The sequence below is a fragment of the Methylobacterium sp. Leaf125 genome (genome assembly GCF_001423085.1).
Classification (GTDB): Bacteria; Pseudomonadota; Alphaproteobacteria; order Rhizobiales; family Beijerinckiaceae; genus Methylobacterium.
Map to the genome: position 1 here is coordinate 176,473 of NZ_LMNU01000046.1, position 22,518 is coordinate 198,990.

19 protein-coding genes and 2 tRNA genes are annotated in these 22,518 nt (G+C 71.5%); 13 read left to right on the forward strand and 8 right to left on the reverse strand.

Features of this window, described 5'->3' with window-relative positions; all coding sequences use genetic code 11:
* Nucleotides 1–23: 23 nt before the first annotated feature.
* Entirely contained in the window at nucleotides 24–671 is a 648-nt protein-coding gene (locus tag ASF58_RS22005; protein WP_200930239.1) for a hypothetical protein, read from the reverse strand.
* A 190-nt stretch (nucleotides 672–861) separates the two neighbouring features.
* On the opposite strand from ASF58_RS22005, the gene ASF58_RS22010 reads away from it, so the two are divergent.
* Nucleotides 862–1,845: a hypothetical protein gene (locus tag ASF58_RS22010; protein ID WP_055957704.1), complete on the forward strand. Its 984-nt coding sequence runs from the start codon at nucleotides 862–864 to the stop codon at nucleotides 1,843–1,845.
* Here ASF58_RS22010 and ASF58_RS22015 read toward each other — a convergent pair.
* The gene (locus ASF58_RS22015; protein ID WP_055957611.1) at nucleotides 1,833–3,050 is read right to left on the reverse strand and encodes a glycosyltransferase family 4 protein; all 1,218 of its coding nucleotides are present in this window, start codon (nucleotides 3,048–3,050) and stop codon (nucleotides 1,833–1,835) included. The genes ASF58_RS22010 and ASF58_RS22015 overlap by 13 nt on opposite strands.
* On the reverse strand, nucleotides 3,050–4,090 hold the full coding sequence (locus ASF58_RS22020) for a glycosyltransferase family 4 protein (protein ID WP_055957613.1): 1,041 nt from the start codon (nucleotides 4,088–4,090) through the stop codon (nucleotides 3,050–3,052). Before ASF58_RS22020 ends, ASF58_RS22015 begins: the two co-directional genes overlap by 1 nt.
* 75 nt (nucleotides 4,091–4,165) lie before the next feature.
* Between ASF58_RS22020 and ASF58_RS22025 the strand changes: the two genes are divergently transcribed.
* From ASF58_RS22025 to ASF58_RS22050, 6 genes are read left to right on the forward strand one after another with little or no spacing between them, the layout of a single operon-like run.
* Nucleotides 4,166–6,220 (forward strand): HAD-IIB family hydrolase, encoded by a 2,055-nt coding sequence (locus ASF58_RS22025; protein ID WP_055957616.1) that lies wholly within the window; start codon nucleotides 4,166–4,168, stop codon nucleotides 6,218–6,220.
* On the forward strand, nucleotides 6,210–7,121 hold the full coding sequence (locus ASF58_RS22030) for a galactosyltransferase-related protein (RefSeq protein ID WP_200930236.1): 912 nt from the start codon (nucleotides 6,210–6,212) through the stop codon (nucleotides 7,119–7,121). Before ASF58_RS22025 ends, ASF58_RS22030 begins: the two co-directional genes overlap by 11 nt.
* 21 nt (nucleotides 7,122–7,142) lie before the next feature.
* Complete coding sequence (locus ASF58_RS22035; protein WP_055957619.1) at nucleotides 7,143–8,279, forward strand: glycosyltransferase; 1,137 nt, start codon at nucleotides 7,143–7,145, stop codon at nucleotides 8,277–8,279.
* Nucleotides 8,280–8,325: 46 nt separating this feature from the next.
* Entirely contained in the window at nucleotides 8,326–9,243 is a 918-nt protein-coding gene (locus tag ASF58_RS22040) for a galactosyltransferase-related protein (RefSeq protein WP_055957622.1), read from the forward strand.
* Nucleotides 9,240–10,316 (forward strand): glycosyltransferase, encoded by a 1,077-nt coding sequence (locus ASF58_RS22045; RefSeq protein ID WP_055957625.1) that lies wholly within the window; start codon nucleotides 9,240–9,242, stop codon nucleotides 10,314–10,316. The genes ASF58_RS22040 and ASF58_RS22045 overlap by 4 nt, the downstream gene beginning before the upstream one ends.
* A gap of 56 nt (nucleotides 10,317–10,372) precedes the next feature.
* Nucleotides 10,373–11,056 carry a class I SAM-dependent methyltransferase gene (locus ASF58_RS22050; protein WP_055957627.1) on the forward strand — a complete coding sequence of 228 codons (684 nt, stop codon included), beginning with the start codon at nucleotides 10,373–10,375 and terminating at the stop codon, nucleotides 11,054–11,056.
* A 123-nt stretch (nucleotides 11,057–11,179) separates the two neighbouring features.
* Here ASF58_RS22050 and ASF58_RS22055 read toward each other — a convergent pair whose 3' ends face one another.
* Entirely contained in the window at nucleotides 11,180–11,623 is a 444-nt protein-coding gene (locus ASF58_RS22055) for a MarR family winged helix-turn-helix transcriptional regulator (RefSeq protein ID WP_055957630.1), read from the reverse strand.
* Between the two features lie 76 nt (nucleotides 11,624–11,699).
* Between ASF58_RS22055 and ASF58_RS22060 the strand changes: the two genes are divergently transcribed.
* Nucleotides 11,700–13,562 (forward strand): chloride channel protein, encoded by a 1,863-nt coding sequence (locus tag ASF58_RS22060; protein WP_055957632.1) that lies wholly within the window; start codon nucleotides 11,700–11,702, stop codon nucleotides 13,560–13,562.
* Between the two features lie 176 nt (nucleotides 13,563–13,738).
* Here ASF58_RS22060 and ASF58_RS22065 read toward each other — a convergent pair whose 3' ends face one another.
* Both ASF58_RS22065 and ASF58_RS22070 read right to left on the reverse strand, forming a co-directional pair.
* On the reverse strand, nucleotides 13,739–17,758 hold the full coding sequence (locus ASF58_RS22065) for an SdrD B-like domain-containing protein (RefSeq protein ID WP_055957635.1): 4,020 nt from the start codon (nucleotides 17,756–17,758) through the stop codon (nucleotides 13,739–13,741).
* A 510-nt stretch (nucleotides 17,759–18,268) separates the two neighbouring features.
* Nucleotides 18,269–18,358, reverse strand: a tRNA-Ser gene (locus ASF58_RS22070).
* Nucleotides 18,359–18,601: 243 nt separating this feature from the next.
* Here ASF58_RS22070 and ASF58_RS22075 point away from each other — a divergent pair.
* From ASF58_RS22075 to ASF58_RS22095, 5 genes are all read left to right on the forward strand, one after another.
* Nucleotides 18,602–19,669, forward strand: a complete 1,068-nt coding sequence (locus ASF58_RS22075) for an HD domain-containing phosphohydrolase (protein ID WP_082513237.1) — start codon at nucleotides 18,602–18,604, stop codon at nucleotides 19,667–19,669.
* Nucleotides 19,670–19,880: 211 nt separating this feature from the next.
* Nucleotides 19,881–20,345, forward strand: a complete 465-nt coding sequence (locus ASF58_RS22080; protein WP_181017394.1) for a MarR family transcriptional regulator — start codon at nucleotides 19,881–19,883, stop codon at nucleotides 20,343–20,345.
* Between the two features lie 326 nt (nucleotides 20,346–20,671).
* Complete coding sequence (locus ASF58_RS22085; RefSeq protein WP_055957640.1) at nucleotides 20,672–21,130, forward strand: NUDIX hydrolase; 459 nt, start codon at nucleotides 20,672–20,674, stop codon at nucleotides 21,128–21,130.
* 159 nt (nucleotides 21,131–21,289) lie between these two features.
* Nucleotides 21,290–21,364 (forward strand) — tRNA-Thr (locus tag ASF58_RS22090).
* A 105-nt stretch (nucleotides 21,365–21,469) separates the two neighbouring features.
* Nucleotides 21,470–21,679 carry a hypothetical protein gene (locus ASF58_RS22095; RefSeq protein ID WP_055957643.1) on the forward strand — a complete coding sequence of 70 codons (210 nt, stop codon included), beginning with the start codon at nucleotides 21,470–21,472 and terminating at the stop codon, nucleotides 21,677–21,679.
* A 3-nt stretch (nucleotides 21,680–21,682) separates the two neighbouring features.
* Here ASF58_RS22095 and ASF58_RS22100 read toward each other — a convergent pair whose 3' ends face one another.
* On the reverse strand, nucleotides 21,683–22,051 hold the full coding sequence (locus tag ASF58_RS22100) for a hypothetical protein (protein WP_055957646.1): 369 nt from the start codon (nucleotides 22,049–22,051) through the stop codon (nucleotides 21,683–21,685).
* 55 nt (nucleotides 22,052–22,106) lie between these two features.
* Nucleotides 22,107–22,403 carry a hypothetical protein gene (locus ASF58_RS26325; protein WP_156375841.1) on the reverse strand — a complete coding sequence of 99 codons (297 nt, stop codon included), beginning with the start codon at nucleotides 22,401–22,403 and terminating at the stop codon, nucleotides 22,107–22,109.
* Nucleotides 22,404–22,518 lie beyond the last annotated feature (115 nt).

Genomic DNA, 22,518 nt, shown 5'->3' on the forward strand with positions numbered 1-22,518 from the left:
ACTGGGAAGTCGGGTGGCGGCGTTCAGGAATGGCAAGGATGGAGGCGGAGATGCCCGGCCGCCTCGGCCTGCCGGAACCAGGCGCGCTCGGCCGTCCAGGGATGGCCGGGCCAGCCGTCGAAGCCGAAGCCATGCGCCGCGACCGGGCCGCGCCGGAGGGGGCGGCCCAGGAGGAAGGCCAGCGTCACCAGGAAGCCGGTGCTCGGGTTCGGCCGCCCGGCCGGTCCAGGGTCGGTGGTGACGGGTGCGAGCCGGAGCCGTGCCGCCCGATGCAGGTCCTCGGGCAGGATGTGGACGGGTTTGCCCAGGGGAGCCAGCAGGTCCAGCACCTCGCGGGTCCAGCACACCTGTTCGGGGCGGTTCTGCTCCGCCGGCAGCATCGGGAACGGCAGGATGAAGGCATCCGCACACCGGACCACCGGGCGGTCGAGGAAGCGCGGATCGCGGAGCCACTCGCGCATCTGCCCGCCCCGATTGACCAGGGCGAGATGGGTGACCCGGACGCCGGCGCGGCCGCCGAAGCCCGGCGCGTTGTTGAAGCGCACGACGCAGGACGCCGCGTCGATCGCGGCGGCGGCATCGAGGCCCGGCGCATTGCCGACGATGGCGAGCGGTCCCGAGGCGGCGGGGAACAGGTCGAGCCTGCGCGGGGAGTCGACCGGGAGGTCCACTTGGTAGAAGTCCGATGGCGGCAGGGGTTCGCGGAGCAGCGGACGTATGGCGCCGGCCCGGCGCGGCAAGGTCCGTTCGGATCCTTCCGCTACAGGCCGAGTCGATTGGTGCAGAGTCAGTTGATGAAAGCAGACCGTCTCCGGTGAGCGCCGGGATGTCCGCGGTGAGACGAAGGGTCCGGGACCGATGATGCGCCGATGCTTCGTCTGCGCGGCCGACATGCTCGGGCCGAGCAGCCGTACCCTCGCCTACCCGAACGGGCGGGTCAGGAGGTTTCCCATCGCCTGCGGCGCCTGCGGCCTCCTGCTGGAGGTGGCGGCCGATCCGGCGGAATGCCGGGCGCACCTGGCCGCGCAGCTCGCCGGCCCGGTCTTCGACCCCGACCCGGATGCGCCCTACGGCCTCGACCTCTACACCCTGCGCAGCGCCGCGACCGGCCACGGGCGCGGCGTCCGGCCCCGTGACGCGGCAGGGCGCGCGGCGCTCAGCCGGCCACACGACCGGCACGCCGCATGCGCGGCGCTCTACGCCCTCGACCGGGCGGCGGGGCGGCCCGTCTCCCTCGGCCTGCTCTGCCGCCCCGACGCCGTGGAGGCTGTCCTGGCGACGCTCGCGGTCCATGCGGCCTGGACCGACGACGTCGTGATCCTCGCCGATGCCGAGGCGCGTCCGCCGGGCGTGGTGCCGTCCGCCGCGTTCCCGCGGGGCGCCGTTCGGGTGGGGGCCCGGCCCCTGGGGCAGGACTTCGCGGCCCAGCGCAACGCCCTTCAGGACCTCGCCCGCCATACCTGGATGCTGCAGCTCGACGCCGACGAGACCCTGTCCGCCGAGGCCGGCCGGCGGCTGCCGGCGCTGGCGGCCCTGGCCGAGGCGGGGGATGTCGTCTCCATCGGATTGGCGCGCCGGAACCACGTCGACGGCCGCCTCTCGGACGTCTACCCGGACGTCCAGTACCGGCTGAACCGCCGGTCCGTGCGCTATGCCGGCCGCGTGCACGAGCGGCCGGTGCTCGACGGCGGCTGGCCGCGCAGCCTCATCGCCCTGCACGGGACGATCGCGCATCATCTCGACCGGGCCCACGTCCTGGCGCGCTCGCGGCGCTACGAGCGCCTCGCGCCCGGGCACGGGCGCCCCGAGGAGGAAGCCGCGCTGCTGCGCCCCTACCGGGACTGAGGCGCGGAAGCGCGCCGGCGCGGGCCGGTTTGGGCCGCCGCGACGGCGCGGGCGTAGAGGTCGAGGGTCTCGCGCGCCAGGACCTCCCGGGTGAAGCGGCCGGATGCCGCCAGCGCCCGCCCCCGGTAGGCCGCGCGCAGAGCCGGATCGGCGAGGAGCGGACGCAGGGCCTCCGCCAGGGCCGCACCGGTGGCCTCCGACGCCAGGGGCCCTGCACCCGGCGCCCCCACGAAGGCGCGGGCGCTCGCGTCCGCGGCGCAGGCCACCACCGGCCGGCCATAGGCGAGGGCCTCCTGGTAGACGAGACCGAAGCTCTCGTAGCGGGAGGGGGCGAGCACCGCGTGGGCCTCCGCATAGGCCTGGGCCAGGGCCCCGGCCGGGACCCGACCGCGGGCGTGGATGCGGGCACGGGCCGCCTCGGGCAGGTCGCCCGGCAGATCCTCCGGGGGCACGCCGATCAGGTCCAGGCGGAAGGGGGGACCGGCGCCCCGCTCCGCCGCGTCGGCCAGGATCGCGATCGCGCCGAGGAGCGCGTCGAAGCCCTTGCGCGCCTCCGCCCGGCCCACGAAGAGCAGGCGCACCGGCCCGGTCTCGTCCGGATAGGAGGCCCCGCGCGCCGCGGCCGTGATCTCCGGCGGAAGGCTGAGGCCGATCACCGCCTCCGGCTGCCGTCCCGACAGGCCGTAGGCCCGGGCAATCACCGCCCCGTGCGCGGCGGTGTTGGCGATGAGGCCGGCGCTGCCCCGGGCCTGGGCGCGCTCCAGGGCGTCGGCGGCCGCACCGTCGAGGCGGTCGCGCAGGCTGGCGGGGGCGTCCCGGGTGAAGGCGGCGGGCGTCGAGCTTCGCGTGACCAGCGGGAGGTCCCGGCGCCCGGCCAGCAAGGCGGCGGGGGCGTACCAGTTCGTGGCTTCCGCGACGTCGAACGGCTGGCGGGCATGCGCCGCCAGGACGGCGCGGCGGAAGGCGAGCGGCGCGGCGAGGTGTCCCGCGGCCCCCCAGCGGCGCAGGCGTGCCAGCCCGCCGCCGGGCGGAAGGGCGAGGCCCGCCACCGTGACGCCCCCGCGGCGCTCGCCACCGGTCCGGTCGAGGCTGAAGACCGTGACGTCTGCGCCGGACCCGGCGAGGCTCTCGGCGATCTCGCGGGCCGCGGTCGAGAGGCCGCTCGGGGCCGGCGGGTAGTCCCAGGCGAGGAGGGCGACGCGCATCAGGCGGCCAGCAGGCGCCGATAGAGGGCGAGGTAGTCGGCCGCCATGCGCGCGGCGGTGAAGCGCGCCTCGAAGCGCCGGCGAATCCGGGTCCGGTCGAGCTCACCGATCCGGGCCAGGGCGGCCACCGCATCCGCCTCGGAAGCGACGATGAAGCCGGTCACGCCGTCCTCGACGATCTCCGGCACGGAGCCGCGGTTCCAGGCCACCACGGGCGTGCCGCAGGCCATCGCCTCGATCATCACCAGGCCGAAGGGCTCCGGCCAGTCGATGGGGAAGAGGAGCGCCCGCGCGCTCCCCAGGAGGTCGGCCTTCCGGGCATCGTCCACGGGGCCGAGATAGGCGGCGTCCTCCCCCAGGAGCGGGCGCACCCGGTGCTCGAAATAGTCGGGATTGCCGACATCGATCGTGCCCCCGAGCCGGATCGGCAGGCCGGCGGCGCGCGCGACCCGGATCGCCGTGTCGGGCCGCTTCTGGTCGGTCATCCGGCCCACGAAGGCGACGTGCGGGCCGGGCTGCGTGCTCAGGGCGTAGCGGTCGCGCGCGAGGCCGTGATGCACGATCCCGGCCCGGTTCGCCGGGGGGATGCCGGCCGCCTGCGCCGCCGAGATCGCCGCCACCGGCAGGTCGGGGAAGCCCGCGAAGAACAGTTCCCGGTCGAGTTCGTCCACCCGCCAGTGCACTGTCGTCAGGCTGTGCCGCCGGCGCGCGCCGAGGAGCGCCGCATGGGCGAACTCGCCGTGGCAATGCACGATGTCGAACTGGTCCAGCCGGGACCGCAGCGCTTCCAGTTGCAGGGCGTCCAGGGCTGCCGGGACGCCCGGCGCCACCCGCCCGTGGCGCTGCTCCAGGGCCGCGAGGCTCGGCTGGTCGCCGATGCGCGGCAAACCTGTCGCACTGTCGGACGGCGCGAAGAGCGTTACCTCCACCCCTAGGTCAACCAGTGCTGTGCTGAGGTCATGTATCACCCTCTCCGTGCCGCCGTGGTGCCTGGGGGGAACGGGGAATATGTTGGGGGCGACTTGGGCAACACGAATCACGGTATGTACTTCCCCGATAACGCTTCTTTGTCTGAATTCTGTTTGTCAGAAGACGCTTGAGTTGCAAGCGGCCTGATGTTTGTCTTGCATATTGCCCTGCAGGGCTGCCTTCGCGGCGGCGGGGTCGTGTTCGGTCTGACCGCCGATACGGGTGGCCACATCCGCTACCTGCTCGATCTGGTGGCCGCTTCGTCCCAGGATGACCGCATCGCGCGGATCGTGATCGCGACGCGCCTGTTCCGCGGCGCGCTCGGCCCGGACTACGCCGTGCCCGAAGAGCGGATCTCCGACAAGGTCGCGCTCGTGCGGCTCGCGAGCACGTCAGCGGATTACCGCTCGAAGGAGGAGATGCACGCGGAGGTCGACAGCTTCGCGCGCAACCTCATGGCCTGGATCGCGGCCCAGCCGCAGCCCCCCGACCTGATCCACGCCCACTACGCCGATGCCGCCACCGTGGCGACGATCGTCGAGGATGCCCTCGGCATTCCCTTCGTGTTCACGGCCCATTCCCTCGGGCGGGTCAAGGCATCGATGCTCGGCCACGGCGCCGAAGCCTGCCCCGAGCTCGCCCGCCGTATCGACGCCGAGGAGGGCGCGCTCGCGCGCGCAAGCCTCGTCGTCGCCTCGTCCCGCGACGAGGCCGAGGTGCAGTATGCCGGGTATGCGGCCTACGATCCGGGTCGCATCCGCGTCCTGCCGCCGGGCAGCGATCTGGCCCGGTTCGCGGCAGCCGAACCCCTGCCGCGCGTGGACGCCACCATCGACCGCTTCCTGCAGGATCCGGGCAAGCCGGTGCTGCTCGCCCTCGCCCGGCCGGTGGCGCGCAAGAACCTCGGCGCCCTGGTCCGGGCCTACGGCGAGAGCCCCGCCCTGCAGGCGCGGGCCAACCTCGTCCTGATGGCCGGGACCCGCGAGGACATCGATGCCCTCGACGGCGACATGGCCGGCACCATGCGGGAAATCCTGGTGCTGATCGACCGCTACGACCTCTACGGGCGGGTGGCCTATCCCAAGACCCACGGGCCGGAGGACGTCCCGGCCCTCTACGCCTATGCCCGCGCGCGCGGCGGCCTCTTCGTCAATCCCGCCCTCAACGAGCCCTTCGGCCTGACCCTGCTGGAGGCCTCGGCCGCGGGCCTGCCGCTGGTGGCCACCGACAGCGGCGGCCCCAACGACATCGTGGAGACCTGCGGCAACGGGCTGCTGGTCGATCCGCGCACCCCCGACGCCATCGCGGCGGCGTGCCTGCGCATCCTGGACGATCCCGCCCTCTATGCCCGCTGCGTGGCGGGGGGCGCCCGCGCGGCGGCCGCCTACGACTGGGACCGGCACGCCGCGCGCTACCACGACCTGCTGCGGGCGTTGCTCGTCCCGATCCCACCGTTGGCGGGTGCGCGTCAGCTCCTCGTCTGCGACATCGACAACACCCTGGTGGGCTGCGAGGCGGCGCTCGGCATCTTCCGGCGCTGGCGCAGCCGGCAGGCGGGCCTCGCCTTCGGGGTCGCCACCGGCCGCTCGTTCCACAGCGCCATGGCGATCCTGGAGCAGCAGGCCAGTCCACGCCCCCAGGTGATGATCACCTCGGTGGGATCGGAGATCTACCACCTCGACCCCAACGGCGTAACCTACACGGCCGATGCCGCCTGGCGCGCCACCGTCTCGGCCGGCTGGGACCGGGCGGAGGTGCGCGCGGCGCTCGCCGATCTCGACGGCCTCGTGCCCCAGGGGCCCCTGGAGCAGCGCGGGCACAAGCTCAGCTATTTCGGGGATGCGGCGACCGCCCAGCGGGTCCGCGCAGGGCTCGCGCGGGCGGGACTGTCCGCGAGCGTGATCCACAGCCACGGCCTCTACCTCGACGTCCTGCCGGAGGCGGCCTCGAAGGGCACGGCGGTGGGCCATGTCCGAGCCCTCTACGGCCTGCCGGAGCAGGCGGTGTTCGTGGCCGGCGACTCCGGCAACGACGTCGAGATGCTGCGCGCCCAGGCCCAGGCGATCATCGTGGCCAACTACTCCGACGATCTCGCCAGCAACGCCGCCCTGCAGCACTCCTACGTCGCCCGGGCCTCGCACGCCCGCGGCATCATCGAGGGTGTCGGCCATTTCCGCCGGATGCTGGCCGATGCCGGCTGAGCCGTCCGCCGGACCATCCAGCGGGGCATCCGGCGGTCTGGGCGCGAGCGTGCTCACCCTGGTGCGCGGCCGGGCCGACCGCCTGCGCAACCTAATGGCGGGGCTGGCGCGCCAGTCCGTGCGCCCGGGCGAACTGGTGATCGCCTGGATGCAGCCGGACCGCGCGCCCGACCTGCCGGACCCGGGCTGCCCCGTGCGCCACTGCCACGTGGCCGGAGAGCCGCTGCCCCTCGCCGCCGCCCGCAACCGCGCGGCCGAGGCCGCCGCGGGCGAGCTGCTGATCTTCCTCGACGTGGACTGCATCCCCTCCCCCACCGTGGTTGAGGCCTACCGGCGTGCGGCGGGGGAGACCGACGGCCTGTTCCTCGGCGAGGTCCTGTACCTGCCCGAAGGGCTGAGCCCGGAAGCGGCCACCGACGAAGCGGCGCTGGCCCGGCTCGGCCGGACCCATCCGGCGCGCCCCTCGGTCCCGCCGGAGGGCCTGCACCGGGAGGCCGATCCCGGCCAGCTCTGGGGGCTGTCCTTCGCGCTCCCGGCCCGGTCCTGGCGCGCCGTCGGCGGCATGGACGAGGCCTATCGCGGCTATGGCGGCGAGGAGACCGACCTCGCCGCGCGCCTGGCGGCCTCCGGGCTGCCGACCTACTGGGTCGGGGGCGCCCGGGCCTACCACCAGCATCATCCCGTCCACGTGCCGCCGCTGCAGCACTTCGATTCCATCCTCGCCAACGCCGCCCGCTTCCGGCACACGCACGGGCGCTGGTGCATGACCTACTGGCTCGACCAGTTCCGGGCCGCCGGGCTGATCGACTGGGCCGACGACGCCCCCGCGATCCGGGTCCTGCGCCGGCCGGCGGCCCCTGAGATCGCCGCCGCCCTGAAACCCGACGCCCTGTTTTCCTGACGGATCGCGAACCCGACAGCCATGAAGAAACCCATTGCGTTCTTCGTCCATCACCAGGGACGCGGCCACGCCAACCGCACGATGGCGGTGGCCGCCGCCTTCGCCCAGGACCGGCCCGTCTCCGTCCTCACCGCCGGCCCGCAGCTCTTCGACGGGTTCTCCCGCGACATCGAGATCGTGCCGCTGCCGAACATGATCGGCGCCGAGGTGCCGACGCCGCGTCTCTACGCGGAACCGACGCCCCAGGTCATGCACTGCGTGCCGCTCGGCCTCACCGCGATGCGCCGGACCATGCGGCGCATCCTCGACCATCTCGACGAGCGCGACGTCGGGCTGTTCGTGGTCGACGTCTCGGCGGAGATCGCGCTGCTGGCGCGCATCGCCAGCGTGCCGGCGGTGCAGATCCGGATGCACGGCGACCGCACCGATATCGGCCATGTGGGCGCCTACGAGGCCTGCGTCGGCATGCTGGCCCCCTTCGACGCGCGCATGGAGCAGGACGATTACCCGGCCGCCCTGCGGGCCAAAACCTTCTACAGCGGCGGGCTCTGCACCAGCGTCGACCGGGTGCCGGATCGGGCGGAGGCCCGGGACAAGCTCGGCCTCGACCCGGACCGCGAGATCGTCGTCGCGGTGACCGGGGGTGGGGGCAGCGGCACGCCCTACGCCCCCCTGACGGTGGCTGCCCGGGCCGCGCCCGAGGCCCTGTGGCTGACCCTGGGACCGACCCATCGCGAGGGCCACGAGACCGATTTCGCCAACCTGCGCGAACTCGGCTGGGTGCCCTCGGTGACCGACTACCTCGCCACCGCCGACATCGTGGTGGCCTCCGCCGGCGACAACACCATTCACGAGGTCGCCCGCGTCGGCGGACGCCTGATCGTGATGCCCGAATGGCGCTATTTCGGCGAGCAGACCCGCAAGGCCGAGGCCCTCGTCCGCCTCGGCGCCGCCGTCCAGGCCCCGGTCTGGCCCGGCGATCTCCAGGGCTGGCGCGACCTCCTCGCCCGGGCCCGCGCCCTCGACACCGCCCCGCTGCGCAGCCTGTACGCGCCGGACGCCGCCGCCCGCGCCGCCGGCTGGCTCGAGGGCCTGACCGACGAGCTCTGGCACGGCGCGGCGGCGCCCGCCGCCCTCACGGTCGTTGCCGCCGGCTGACCGCCCGCTTTCCCCGCGCTCGAACCTCCCGGAGCCAGACCGCCCCATGTCCACCGTTTCCGTCGTGACCCTGGCCAAGGGACGGCCGGCGCACCTGCGCAACCTGCTCCGCGGCCTGGAGCGCCAGACGCAAGCCCCCGCCGAGTTCATCGTGGCGGTGATGCAGGACGCGCCCTACGATCTGCCCGAGGTCGCCTTCCCGGTCCGCCAGATCCTGGTGCCGGGCACCGACCTGCCGCTGGCGGCGGCGCGGAACCAGGGGGTGGCGGCGGCCGGCGGCGACGCCGTCGTCTTCCTCGACGTCGACTGCATCCCGGCCCCCGACCTCGTGGCCGACTACGCGCGCGGCCTCGCGGAACTCGACGGCCTGCTCATGGGCGAGGTCCTCCACCTGCCCGAGCGCGCGACCGCGGGGGATTGGACCTGCGAGGGCTTCGCGGCGGTCGCCGAGCGCCATTCCGACCGCCGCGGTCCCCCGGCCTCCGGTCTCGAGATCTGCCCGGATTACCGCTGCTTCTGGTCCCTGAACTTCGCCATCCGGCGCGCCACCTTCCTGGCCACGGGCGGCTTCGACGAGCGCTACACCGGCTACGGCGGCGAGGACACGGATTTCGGCAAGGTCCTCGACCAGGCCGGCCTCCCCATCGCCTGGATGAAGGGCGGGCTGGCCTATCACCAGTACCACCCCCATCACATGCCGCCGGTCCATCATCTCGACAGCGTCGTGCGCAACGCCGAGCTGTTCGAGGCCAAGTGGGGCTACCGCACGATGGGCCACTGGCTCTACGCCTTCAAGGTGATGGGGTTGATCGACGACACCCCCGACCGGCCGATCCGCATCCTGCGTCGCCCGGAGGCCGGCGACTTCGCGCTGACCGGGCAGCAGAGCCACCAGCCCTACAGCAACTCGGCCTCCGTCATCCGCCACCTGGAGGCCCAGGCCGCCGCGGCGGCGACGGCGTGAGGATCGCGCTCCTCGCCCATCTGCGCCATCCGGTGGCGCGGCCCTTCGCGGGCGGCATGGAAGCCCAGTGCTGGGCGCTGGCCGACGGGTTGATGGCGCGGGGACACGACGTGGTCCTGTTCGCCGCCGGGGACAGCGACCCGCGCTTCCCCGTCGATCCGGTGATCCCGGTCCATCACGAGCGCAGCTTTCCGGAGCTCGAACATCGGGGCGATGCCGGGCTCAAAGCCCACGTGGATGCCGGATACGCCGCCGCCTGCGACCGGATCGCGGCCGGGGGCTTCGACGTACTCCACAACAATGCGTTGAGCCGCCTGCCCCTGGAGCGGCGGCGTCTCGCGGGGGTGGCCACCGTCACGTCGCTGCACGTCCCGCCCTACGACGCCCTGCGCTGGTTCGTATCGGACAGCCTCGTGCCCGGGCACCGGATCACCGTGACCTCGGAGGCTCAGCGCCGGACCTGGTGGCCCGAGGGCGCGCCACCGGAGGTGTCCGTGCTCCACAACGGCGTCGATCCCGCGGCCTGGCCCTTCCGGGAACGGGGAGACGGTGGCGCCGTCTGGTCCGGGCGCATCGCGCCGATCAAGGGCACGCATCTCGCCGTCGCGGCGGCCCGGCGCGCCGGCCTTCCCCTGACGCTCTTCGGTTCGATCGAGGACCGGGATTACTGGGAGGCGCAGATCGCCCCGCAGCTCGGTGGATCGATCCGCTACGGCGGCCATCTCTCCGGCGACGCCCTGGCGGGCGAGATCGGCCGCGCCTCCGTCTTCCTGTTCACGCCCTGCTGGGACGAGCCCTTCGGCCTGGTGGCCATCGAGGCGATGGCCTGCGGCGTACCGGTGGCGGGCCTGGCCATGGGGGCGGCCGCGGAGGTCGTCGGCGAGGCCGGCCATCTCGTGCCGCCGGACGCGGGGCCGGCCCTCGCGCAGGCCCTCGCGCAGGCCATCGGCGACGCCCTCGCGATCCCGCGCACGGTCCCGCACGCACGGGTCCTGCGCCTGTTCACCCGCGATCGCTGGCTGACGCGCTGCGAAGACCTCTACGCGCGTGCGCACCGCGCCGCCCACGGCTGATCCCCCCGACGCACCCGAGTCCCCGGCGGGCGCGCCCCGCATCGCGAGCCGACACCATGAGCCGTCCCCCGACGACCCGCCGCACCCTCCTCGATGCCCTCTGGCACGGCCGCGATCCGTTCGCGGACCCGCCGGACGATCTGCGCCCCCTCGACCTCCAGGGCTGGCGCAGCGTCCATCCCTTCCTCGACGAGGCCGTGACGGCATTCCGCCCCGGCGTGGTTGTGGAGATCGGCGCCTGGAAGGGCGCCAGCACCTTGCACCTGGCCAAGGCCCTGGCGGCGCACGGCGTCGACGGAACCGTCATCGCGGTCGATACCTGGCTCGGTGCCGTCGATCACTGGGCCGACGCGGCCCTGTTCGCCGAACTGGCCACCGAGCACGGCTACCCGAGCCTGTACCGCACCTTCCTGGCCAACGTGCTGCGCGAGGGGCTCGCGGACCGGGTCCTGCCCCTGCCGCTGGACTCGGTGAATGCCGCCGAACTCCTGCGCCTGCGCGGCGTGACCGCGGATGTCATTCATCTCGACGCCGGTCACGAAGAGGCCTCCGTGGCGGCGGATCTCCGGGCCTGGTGGCCGGTCCTGCGCCCCGGCGGCCTCTTCATCGCCGATGATTACGACAGCCTCGGAGGCCGCTTCCCCGGGGTGACCCGCGCGGTCGACGCGTTCTGCGCCGAGGCACGGGTGCAGGGTCCCTGGGCCCAAGGGGGAAAGTGCAAGTTTCTCAAGCCGATCTGAGCCCCTGAGACGACGCTCCCGGGAGGGGCGCTTCCGGGAGGGGCGCTTCCACGGTGCGCAGGTCGGAGCCCGGCGGTCGCAGCGTCCTCCCCGGGGCGGGCAGCGCCCATCGCGATTTGCGTCTCACCCGTCGCGCGATGTCCGATCGAGCCCGCCCAGCGCGCGCACGAGGGCCGGCTCCATGGTCTGGAGTTCCTCGAGATGGGCCACCGTCAAGGCGGCCAGGATGACCTCCGCCCGCGGCGTCAGCGCCAGCTCCATCCGTCGTCCGTCCTGGGGGCTCCGCGTCTTTGTCAGAAGCGACGCTTCGACCATGCGTGAGACGAGTTCGGCAGCCGTATGCGGCGCGATCAGCAGCCGCTCCGCCAGCAGGCCGACGGTCGGGGGTTCCGCGCCCACATGGCCCGCGATGGCCAGCAGGGCCTGGTGCTGCTGATGCGGAAGGCCGGCCTGCTGGGCGGCCGCCTCGCTGAACGCCAGGAAGCGGCGCAGCTGATAGCGGAAGGCCGCGATGGCCGCGTATTGGGCACGCGACAGGGCCTCCCGCGGCGGGGGGTCGGCGGACATCTCCAAATCCTCTGCTCCAGGGGCTTTATTATATCGTGGTACGATATATATCGCCAGCGATCTCAGGGAGACGATCATGCCGCAGGACAGGACGGGCGCAAACGACGGGGCAGGCCTCGCCGACGGACATGGCGGAGGAGTCGCGCTTCGTGCGAAGCGGCCCCTCGGCGATTTCACGACGGATCGGCGCGTCCTGATCCTGGTGGCGATGTCGCTCGTCGTCGGCACCGGCGGAGCGCTGGCGGCCTGGCTGCTCGTCCAGCTGATCACGCTCGTGACGAACCTGGCCTGGTTCGGCCGCCTCGACACGATGCCGGTCTCCATGGCCGCCGCGGCGCGGACGCCCTGGATGGTGTTCGTACCGATCCTGGGCGGGCTCGTGATCGGGGCGATGGCGCGCTTCGGCTCGGAGAAGATCCGCGGTCACGGCATCCCGGAAGCCATCGAGGCGATCCTCATCGGCGGGAGCCGCATGTCGGCGAAGGTCGCCGTGCTCAAGCCGATCTCCTCGGCGATCTCGATCGGCAGCGGCGGGCCGTTCGGCGCGGAAGGGCCGATCATCATGACGGGCGGCGCCATCGGCTCCCTGTTCGCGCAGTTCTTCCACCTGAGTGCGGCGGAACGCAAGACGCTCCTCGTGGCCGGCGCCGCGGCCGGGATGACCGCGATCTTCGGGACACCGATCGCGGCCGTGCTCCTGGCCGTCGAGCTGCTGCTGTTCGAGTGGCGCCCGCGCAGCTTCATCCCGGTGGCCGCCGCCGCCATCACGGCCACCTGCTGGCGCCCGCTGCTCTTCGGAGCCGGGCCGCTGTTCCCGTTCTCGGCCGATCCGGCCCTGCCCTGGTGGGGCCTGATCGCCTGCGCGGGACTGGGTATTCTCGCCGGACTGCAGTCGGGCCTCCTGACGAAACTCCTCTACGTCCTGGAGGACGCCTTCGAGCGCCTGCCGATCCATTGGATGTGGTGGCCGGCCATCGGCGGGCTCTTCGTCGGCCTGGGCGGTCTGGTCGAGCCCCGCGCCCTCGGCGTCGGCTACGACGTGATCGGCGATCTCCTGACCGGCGACCTCGCCGTCCGGGCCGTCCTGACGATCCTCGTGGTCAAGGCGGCGATCTGGCTGGTGGCCCTCTCGTCCGGCACCTCCGGGGGCGTGCTGGCGCCCCTGCTCATCCTCGGCGGTACCCTCGGCTGGGTCGTCGGCCTCGCCCTGCCCGGTTCCCCCGGCTTCTGGGCCTTGCTGGGCATGGCCGCCATGCTGGGCGGCACCATGCGCGCGCCCCTGACCGGGGCGCTCTTCGCGGTGGAACTCACCGGCGACGTGCACATCCTGGCCCCGTTGCTGGCCGCCACCGTCGCGGCCTACGCGGTGACCGTGCTGCTGCTGAAGCGCTCGATCCTGACGGAGAAGATCGCCCGGCGCGGGCAGCACGTGACGCGCGAGTACGGGCTCGATCCCTACGAGCTGACGCGCGTGGGCGCGGTCATGACCCGCACGGTCGATGTGTTCGATGCGGAGCGGTCGATCGCCGACACCATCCGGGCGATCGAGACCGGGCCGCATCACGCCTACCCGGTCGTCGACGGGCAGGGACGCCCGGTGGGGCTGGTCACCCGTGGCGATGCCCTGCGCTGGACGGCGGACGGCGGGCATGGCGGGGAGCGCCTCGGGGCGCGGGTCTCCGATGCCGCGCTGGCGGTCGTTCATCCGGAGGACGTCGTCGCCCGCGCCCTCGACATCATGATGGCTGCCGGCCAGGGGCGGGTTCCGGTGACGGATGCGGCGAGCGGTGCCCTGGTGGGCCTGCTCACCCGCAAGGACCTGCTGCAGGTTCGCGCCACGGTCGTGCGGTCCGAGCGGGAGCGGCGGGCCTTTCTCGGCCCTCGCCCCCTTCGGCACATGAAGGCCCGCTCGGCCGGCGGGACCCCGGACGCGCGCTGACCGCGCCCTGCCGGCGAAGGTCACGGCGCTTCGTCTCGCAGCTTGGCCCACGATGCCGGAGCACCCGCCGACCAGCCCGACCCTGCCCGACGGCGGCTGGATCGCGGCGCCAGGGCGCCCCCCTCCGGCAGCGGCCCGGGGAGCCCCCCACCGCCGCGGCTCTTGCACGTCGGGCGTCAGGCAAGGTCGCGATGTTCGAGGATGCCGTACCGGAGATAATGGGCCAGCGGATCGATACCGGCAGCGGCGACATCCGGGTTCACGGCGAGGTAGGCCTGGGTGTCGAACAGGGCCGACGGGTTGCGGCCCTCGCGCCATCCGAAATCCTCGTAATGAAGCATCGGATTCAGGCCCGCTGCGGCCACGTCCGGGTAGGCGGCCAGGTAGCCCTTCGTCGAGAAATAGGCGTCCGGGTCGCGTCCCTCGGCAGCCCCGAACTGCAGGTAATGCGTGAAGGCGAAGCTGTCCGGTGCGACGCCGGATGCGGCGGCCGCACGGGCCACGTCCGGATTGCGGTCGAGATAGTAGGTGGCATCGAAGTCGCCGTCGAGCTGGTCGACGATCGGTGTGGTCGGAGGAGTCGGTGCCGTCGGTGCCGTCGCTGAGACAGGCGCTTCCGTGCGCCCCTCCGTCCGCCCGAACTCGAGATAATGCGCGAGGGGATCGACGCCCGCCGCAGCCACGTCCGGGTTCGCGGCGAGGTAGGCTTTCGCGTCGAACGAAGGCGACGGGTTGCGTCCCTCGCGCCAGCCGAACTCATCGTAATGCGCGAGGGGGTCGATGCCGGCCCTGGCGACGTCCGGGTTCGCCGCCAGGTAGCCGGAGGTCGAGAACAGCGGATTCGGGTCGCGCCCTTCGCGCCAGCCGGACTGGGCATAGTGCTGGTCGGGATCGACCTGCATCTCCCAGACATCGGGGTTGGCCGCATAATAGAACAGGTCGTCGACGAGGGGCGATCCGTCGGCTTCGTCGATCGTGCCGTCGGTGAAGTGGAGATGGCCGATGCCGGTGACGTCGTGCACCACGCCATCCGGCCCGGTCAGCAGCGCGTCGCCGCTTCGATAGGTGAGGCTCGCCTGCGCGAAGGCGAAGGCGAAGGTCGCGTCCGTTGCGGGCGCGGCCGATGCCACGGTGGCGGTGAGCGCGGCCGAGGCGCTGCCCCCGCGGCCATCTGCGACGGAGTAGGTGAAGGTGTCGGAGCCGGCGCTCCGGCCCAGATAGGTATAATGCCCGTCGGATTCGATCGTCAGGGCGCCATGGGCGCTCGCGACCGTGACGCTGCCCTTCGTCGGAACAGCGTAGGTCGTTCCGGAATCCGAGTGGACCGACGCGACCTGCAAGGCACCGCCACCGGGATCGACGTCGTTGGCGAGCACGTTTCCGCTCGCGATCGTGTGCGCGTCGAGGTTGACCGCGTCCGCCCGGGTAACCGGCGTGGTGGTCACCGCGAAGGTGAAGGCGACCGGGTCGGCAAGATTGCCGGCCGCGTCGCGCGCGGTCGCGGTGACCGTGTGGCTGCCGAGGCCGAAGACCTGGCCCGACGTCACCACCGCACCGCCCTCCGTGAAGGCGACGCTCGGGTGGGCATCCACGGCATCCGTCGCCGTGGCGGCGAAGCGTACGGCCGCGCCCGCGGCGGAGGTCGCCTCGATCGTCGCCGACGGGGTCTGCGTCAGGGCCAGGGCGGGCGCGGTGGTGTCGATGGTCAGGGTGCCGGGCATCGCCGTGACGAAGCCGGCCAGGGCGACGGGACTGCCGTCGTGGCCGACCAGGGCGGCGTTCGTCAGGCCGATGCCGGTGACGGCCAGGTCCTGCACGTCCTGGCCGGGGGCCACCACGTAGGCAAAGCGCAGCGTGGTCGTTCCGGACCCGCCCGCGTAAGCGGCGGTGGCGCCGTTGCTCAGGGTCAGCACGGGCGCGCCCGTCACGTCGACGGCGGCGGCGACCTGGACGGCCAGGGTGACGGCGGCCCCGGCCTTGAGCAGGCCGTTGCCGCCGGCGTCGATGCCGGTGCCGCTGTCTGCGATCGCCTGGACCGCGATCGGGCCCGGACCGACGCTCGGGCTGGTGACCGCCAGGCCGCGGGGATCGACCCAGAGCGGCAGGTTGTTGGCGTCGTAGATCGCGGCGCCGATGCCGGGCTGCCCGGGCAGGGCGATGCGGTCGCCGCCCCATCCGTAGAACAGCTCGGTGGCGGCGGGGACGTCGCGGTCGAAGGTCAGCCGGATGTGGGTGGCGTCGACGATCTCGGCCCGGGTGGCGAGCGCCTGGCTGGTTCCGACGCTCCAATCGGGGCGCAGGCTCCAGCCGGTCCCGGCGGCGGCGGCGCTTCCGAGGGCCTTGATCGCCGTGGCCTGGTCGAACTCGACGGTGAGCAGGAGCTGGTTGGCGGCGCCGGCGACGCGGTCGGCGCGCACCACGTGGGGGCCGTCGTCGTCGATGTCGCCGCCGGCCAGCGCCATGGGCGAGCCGGGGCGGGCCGAGGCCTTGAACTCCTCCGCCACCGACAGCGCGATCCGGTTGAAGATCAGATCCGCGTCCGCGCGGTCGAAATGCACGCTCCCCGGCTGCCGCGTGATGCCGTGGCCGTCGACGTCCATGTTGACGTCGCTCGCCTGGTGGGTGGCGTAGCCGGCGTTGAAGGCCTTGTCCTCGGTGAGCTCGGCCTGCCCGACCCGGATGGCCTGGTTCTGGATCGGCTGCGTGCGGGTGACTCCCGCCGTCTGCGCGGGGAACGGGATGGCGTTGACGAACAGGTAGGGGACGGTGGCCGCATCCTGGCCGAGCACGCCGCGCACGAGGCCGGCCTCGTAGCGCACCGCGCTCTCCCACATGGCCGTCGTGAGGTTCGTGTTCTGGCTGTCGTTCTCGTTGTGCAACCAGACGATGGCCGTTGGCGCGGCCCTCTGGGCAGCCGGAAGCTGCCCGATCGTGTTCAGAAGGCCGATTTCCTGCTGGTTGGCGGTCCATCCGTTCCGGTAGTCGCCATTGACCGGGGTCAGCCAGTCGGTGAGCATCCCGGTGCCGGGCCACTCGGTGTTGGCCCCATTCGCATTGTCATGCGTGCCGATGACGTTGACGACCTGCTGGACTCCGTCAAATCCCAGCTGCGCCTCGATGGCGGCCTTCAGTTTCGGCAGGTTGCCGTACAGCGTCGGGAAGTAGGTGTTGGACTGGCCGCGAAGCACGACGTTGAGCACGGTGGCCCCGGGTATCGCGTCGGTCTTGTCGCTGACCGGATCCGCCGCGAACCCCACATTGAGCTGCGCGTTCGACGCCCCGTCGGCGACGCGCCCCGTCGCGATTGTGGTCGGCACGGTGCCTTTCAGGCCTTCCGGGGTCGCGACGGTGATCAGATAGCTGCCCGCCGTCGTCCCGAAACTGTAGTGCCCGGCGGAGTCGGTGACGGTGGATTTCAGCGTGTCCCCCGTGACCGCGTCGCGCAGGAGCAGGCTGGCGCCGCGGATGCCCCCTTCGCTCGCCGACTGGAGACCGTTGCCATCCGCGTCGCCGAAGATCGTCCCGGACAGGCTGACCGTCGGCGGATTGTTCTTCACACCGAAGTTCTGTGAACTGAGAACCGCACCGCTGGTGACGCTCTCGGTGAGTGTGGATGCGCCGCTCGTGACCTTGCCGTCCGGTGCGGTCACGCTGACCGTGTAAGTCCCCGGGGCGAGATTCTGGAAGCTGTAGACGCCGCTCGTGCCCGGCCGGAACGCGTCCTTGTTGCTCGACGTCGTGGTGGCCAGGAGGACGCCGATGTCATTGTAGAGCTTCACATCGACGCCGTTGGTCAGCACTTCGCCCGCGTTGAAGGCGCCGTTCCCGTTCGCGTCGGTGAAGACGATCCCGGCGATCGTGCCCGCCTTGGAGAATCCCTCGTCGAAGACCGTCGCCGTGTTTCCGGGAACGCTCAGATTGGTGACGAGCGTCCGGCCATCCGTCCCCGTCGTCCCGGCACTGCCCCGATATCCGGCGGTCGGCGGCGTGAAACGCACCGCGTAGGTGCCACCCGCGATGTTGGCGAAGGCGTACGTGCCGTTCACGTCGGTCGTGACCGTCGCCAGCACGCTGCCGCTCCCGTCGGCGGCGAGCAGATCGACCGAGAAGCCGGCGAGGGCGGTCTCCATCGCCTCGCGGGCGCCATTGCCGTTGAGATCCGCAAAGACCGTCCCGGACAGCATCGCAGCAGCCATACGAACCTCCCTGATGTTTGACGATGCTTCGCCGCACCGCGCTTTATCAATCCAGGTAGGCCGCTATAGCGCCGAGGCGCAACACGATATAGTGACAAAACAGGCTATTTGGTGGAACAATATCGCTATAACGCCGGGATAAGTGTCTCGCCCCGCACAAGCTCGGGCCGCTTTGTCTTGAGCCGTCTCCCGACGGCATCCGCAGGCGATGGTGCAGGCCAGGTCGCGTCAGGGAGCGTGAGCGGCCCCCCTTTGGAGGGGCCTGCCCTTTGGTAGGGCCTTTGAGCCTGGAGAAGGGCCGCACGACATCACCGTGGGCGAGCATCCGGCTCTGGGCCGGTGCGCTGTCAGTCCCTACGGGCTGGACGACCGGATCGTCTGGATCACCGAGAATCCGATGACCGACACGATCCGATAGGGCGCGGCTGCTACAACACGGCACCCACAAAAAACTACAAACCGCCTTGCCAGTGCCAAGCTAAGTGACTGACGTTGAACCACGAAATAGAATGGCGGAGAGGGGGGGATTCGAACCCCCGATGCCCTTGCAGGCATGCCGCATTTCGAGTGCGGTGCATTCAACCGCTCTGCCACCTCTCCGCGAAGGCGCCTCGATGAGACGGGCGGTCACTAGCACGAGTGCTCCGGCTTTCACAAGCGGGGATCGCGGGAAAGCGTGGGGGGAGCGGACGGGGTGGCCGGCCTCCGCGCAGGTCAGGTACGCCGGGGCCTTCAGCGTTGCTTAACCGGACCGGTGCGAGGGTCTCAGGGACGCGGAATCGGGAACCCGTCGGCGACGCCTTGGGCGCCGTACGGGGATTTACAGGATCGGGAAGCCGAGGGATGGCATTGGACGCCGCCACTGCCGTGATCGCCATCCTGGCCGGCTCCGCGCCCCTGCATCTCATCCGCGTGCTGTCCCCCCTCGGCTGCGTCATCCGTCCGGTCACCGGCCTGCCGCAGGATCTCGCGACCGATCGTGGGCCATTGCCGGCCTGCGACCTGGTCGTGGTCGAGGCGGGTGCCCAGGATCCGCGCGCGGTGCTCGCGCTGATCGCACGGGTGCGCAGCCTGGCGGCGCTGGCCCGGACGCCGCTTCTGCTGATCGCACCCGAGGATGCGGAACCGGTCCGGCGCGAAGCCGCGGCTGCCGGGGCCACCGATGTCATGGCGTATCCGGTCGATCCCTTCGCTCTGCGGACCCGGGTCGGCAACTTGATCGAGCTCGCCCTCGCCCGCCGGGCCGCCGAGCACCAGGGCCGAGTGGCAGCCCACACCGTCGAGCGGGCCGTCGTCGAGGCCGCTGCCCGGGAGCGGGAGATCATCCGCCGCCTGATGCTGGCTGCGGAGTTCCGCGACGACCAGGCGGGGGGCCACCTGACCCGCGTCGCCGGCTGCGCCATCGCGATCGCCGAGGGCCTCGGCCTCTCGGAGCAGGAGGCGAACGACATCGCCTTCGCGTCGACGATGCACGACATCGGCAAGATCAGCATCCCGGATCATATCCTGATGAAGCCGGGCGCCCTCACCGAGGCCGAGCGCGAGGAGATGAAGCAGCATGCCCTTCGGGGTTACCGCATGCTTCACGACAGCCCCTCCCACCTGCTGCAGCTCGCCTCCGACATCGCGCTGACCCATCATGAGCGCTGGGACGGCGAGGGCTACCCCCAGGGCCTGAGAAGCACCGAGATCCCCCTGGCCGGCCGGATCATCGCGGTGGCCGACGTGTTCGATGCCCTCATCTCCGAGCGGGTCTACAAGAAGGCCTGGTCTCTGGAGCGAGCGCGCCAGCACATCGAAGCGCATGCCGGGACGCATTTCGATCCCGACTGCGTCGCCGCCTTCGTCTCGCGCTGGAGCGACATCGTCGTGCTGATCGCGGAGCATCCGCCGGAGAGCGCGGCGGCCTGACCCCGTCGGGACACCACTGATCCCGGCTCAGCCGGCGAACATCCCCGGATCCGGTTGGGCTACAGAAGGCCGGGATCCTGTTACCGCTGCGGCGAAACAGGCATATACTAGAGCCATCTACGTCCGCTATCCTCGATTGTCCGCAGGGGCGTTCCCCGTCGTCTTGCTGGGACGTCGGGGGCTTCGGGATTTCAGTGGCATGGCATGCATGATGGACGCTCCTCGCGAGACAACCGCGCCCCTCACCGATCCGCTGCTCCTCGACAACCAGCTCTGCTACGCCCTCTACGCGGCCGCCCACCGGATGACGAAGTCCTACCGCCCGATGCTGGAGCGGATGGGCCTGACCTACCCGCAATACCTTGTCCTCCTGGTGCTGTGGGAGACCGACGGCATCACGGTTTCGGAGATCGGGCGGCGCCTGCGTCTCGATTCCGGCACCCTGACCCCGGTCTTGAAGCGCCTAGAGGTGGCGGGCTTCCTTGTTCGGAGCCGCCGGCGCTCCGACGAGCGCGAGGTCGAGATCGCGCTCACGCCGCGTGGACAGGGGCTCCGTGCCGAGGCGGCCGCCGTGCGGGAATCCGTGATGTGCCAGCTCAACATGTCGGAGCCGGAGGTGCAGGCCATGCGGGCCGACCTGAACGCCCTGATCGAGAACCTCAGTGCGGCCGGGTGAGGGAGCAGGGTGCCGGCCCGGCCGCGCCTGGCTCCAGACGCCGTCGTTGGGAGACGCGCAGGAACTTTGCCGGATAAGTTTTTCTTGAACCGGACGGGACAGTGCCGCTAAGGCGGGTCTGTCGAGCGCGCGATGCCGCGGACAAGCCCTCGGTCACACCTGTGCGGGATTGAGCGTATCGTGGAACTCCACCGACCGGTTCAGCAGGCCATCGCGACCCGGCACCGGGTTCCGGCGAACGGAGTGCCGTGGCCGTCGATCGGTTGCGTGCCCGGGCGCGGACGCATCAGGGTCGAACTTGCTGGTCGGTCCGGCGTTTCCGACCGATGAGCGCGCATGCGGGCGAAGCGGATCTGGCCCCGCGACGGCAGGTTGGAGTTCTGCCGTTCCGGCGGATGCCCGACGGCGGCTTCATGATCATGCTCATCACCTCGCGGGAAAGCCGACGCTGGGTGATCCCGAAAGGCTGGCCGATGAAGGGGCGCAAGCCCTACGACGCCGCCGCCCGGGAAGCGTACGAGGAGGCCGGCCTCCTCGGCACCGTCGGCAAGCGTCCCCTCGGCTTCTACCTCTACGAGAAGCGCCTGAAGAGCCGCGATGCGGTCCTGTGCCAGGTGAAGGTGTTCCCCCTGGAGGTGCGCAAGCAGCTCAAGCACTGGCCCGAGCGTCACCAGCGCGAGGACCGCTGGTTCAAGCCGTCCGAGGCGGCCGACGCCGTGGCGGAGGCGGGGCTCGCCGCGATCATCCGGGCCGCCTGCAAGCGGGACACCGGCGCCCTGGCCTGAGGCAGGCGCGCCAGGTGCCCACTGCGCCCGTGGGAATTCGGCCACCGGCCTGAGAGAAACCGACACAATTCGCTGCGATGCGATTGCCAAGGGGATGATGATCGGCTAATTGCCCGTCCGTCCGGTTCGCACGGCCCTTGCCGCAACCCAGGACGTTTAGCTGCTGTAGCTCAGTGGTAGAGCACCTCATTGGTAATGAGGAGGTCGACAGTTCAATCCTGTCCAGCAGCACCATTCCCCTCAATGACTTAGCACCGGATTTGTGGAGTGCTCCAAGGTTCACCGGAACCTGGGGCCCGCGCCGGCGAACCTTTCAGGTTCAGGAACCCCCTCCCCCCGATGTCCGAACCGCGCCGCTTCCCCGCGCCCTGGCGCCTCGTCGAACTCTCCGAGGCTTTCCGGATCGAGGACGCCGGCGGCTTCCCCGTGGCCTACGTCTATTTCTGCGACGACGAGGAGCGCCGAGCCTCGATGGCCGAGCGCATGACGAAGGACGACGCCCGGCGGATCGCGGTCGGCATCGCCCGCCTGCCGCAGCTCGGCGGCTGACGCCTACCCGTGCGGGCGGCTTCCGAGGACTGCGTCGAGCAGCTCCTTACGGGTTGCCCGCATCTCGTTCTGTACCGATGAAATCAGACCGTCGATCCGACCCTCGAGCCGGGTGATGACGTCGCCGGTCACATAGGTCCGAGCGACCTCGACCTTGAAGGCGTTGAGGTCCTGCCCCTGCCGCTCGAGGTTGAGCTTCACGGTCGCCATCTCGAGCTGCAGCGGGCTCACAGCCTCCTTTGAGGCTTCCTTCGACCCGGTCTGGAAGCGCAGCACCAGGGCATCCCACCCCTTGATAAGGGTGATGATGAAGCCGGCGAACGCGAAAAGGGCGACCCAGGTGATAGGGCCGCCCGCGAGTACGTCTTGCATGATGAAGCCCCTCCGGGGCTCGAGGCGCGCCGGCGTCCGGTCGCGCGAGAGAGGATCAGCGGGCCAGGTCGCGGCGCACGCTGTCGATCCAGAACACGGCGCGTTCGCCGCAAGCTGATTTGGCCCGGTCGAGGGCCCTGGCCTCGCCGATGATCCGGACCACGTCGCGCTTCGTCAGCGCCCGGTCGGGGATCTCCGGGAAGGCCTGGCGCAGGCAGACCGCCACGCCGTCGGGAGCCGGAGGAAGCGTGACGCGGACGTCAGGCCCCGCCCCGCTAGAGTGCTCGCAGGCGCCGAGCGTCGTCGCGAGTAGTGCAGCGGCGATCGCGCTCCGGGTCGTGGTCCATGTCATCGAGCAGCTTCCTGAGTTGTCCGACGTCAGCACCTGTGGGACAGAATGAGGGTCTTCCCGAACGGAGGATGGCTGGTTCATCGTAGCCCCTGAGGAGCGAAGATGAAGCAGACAT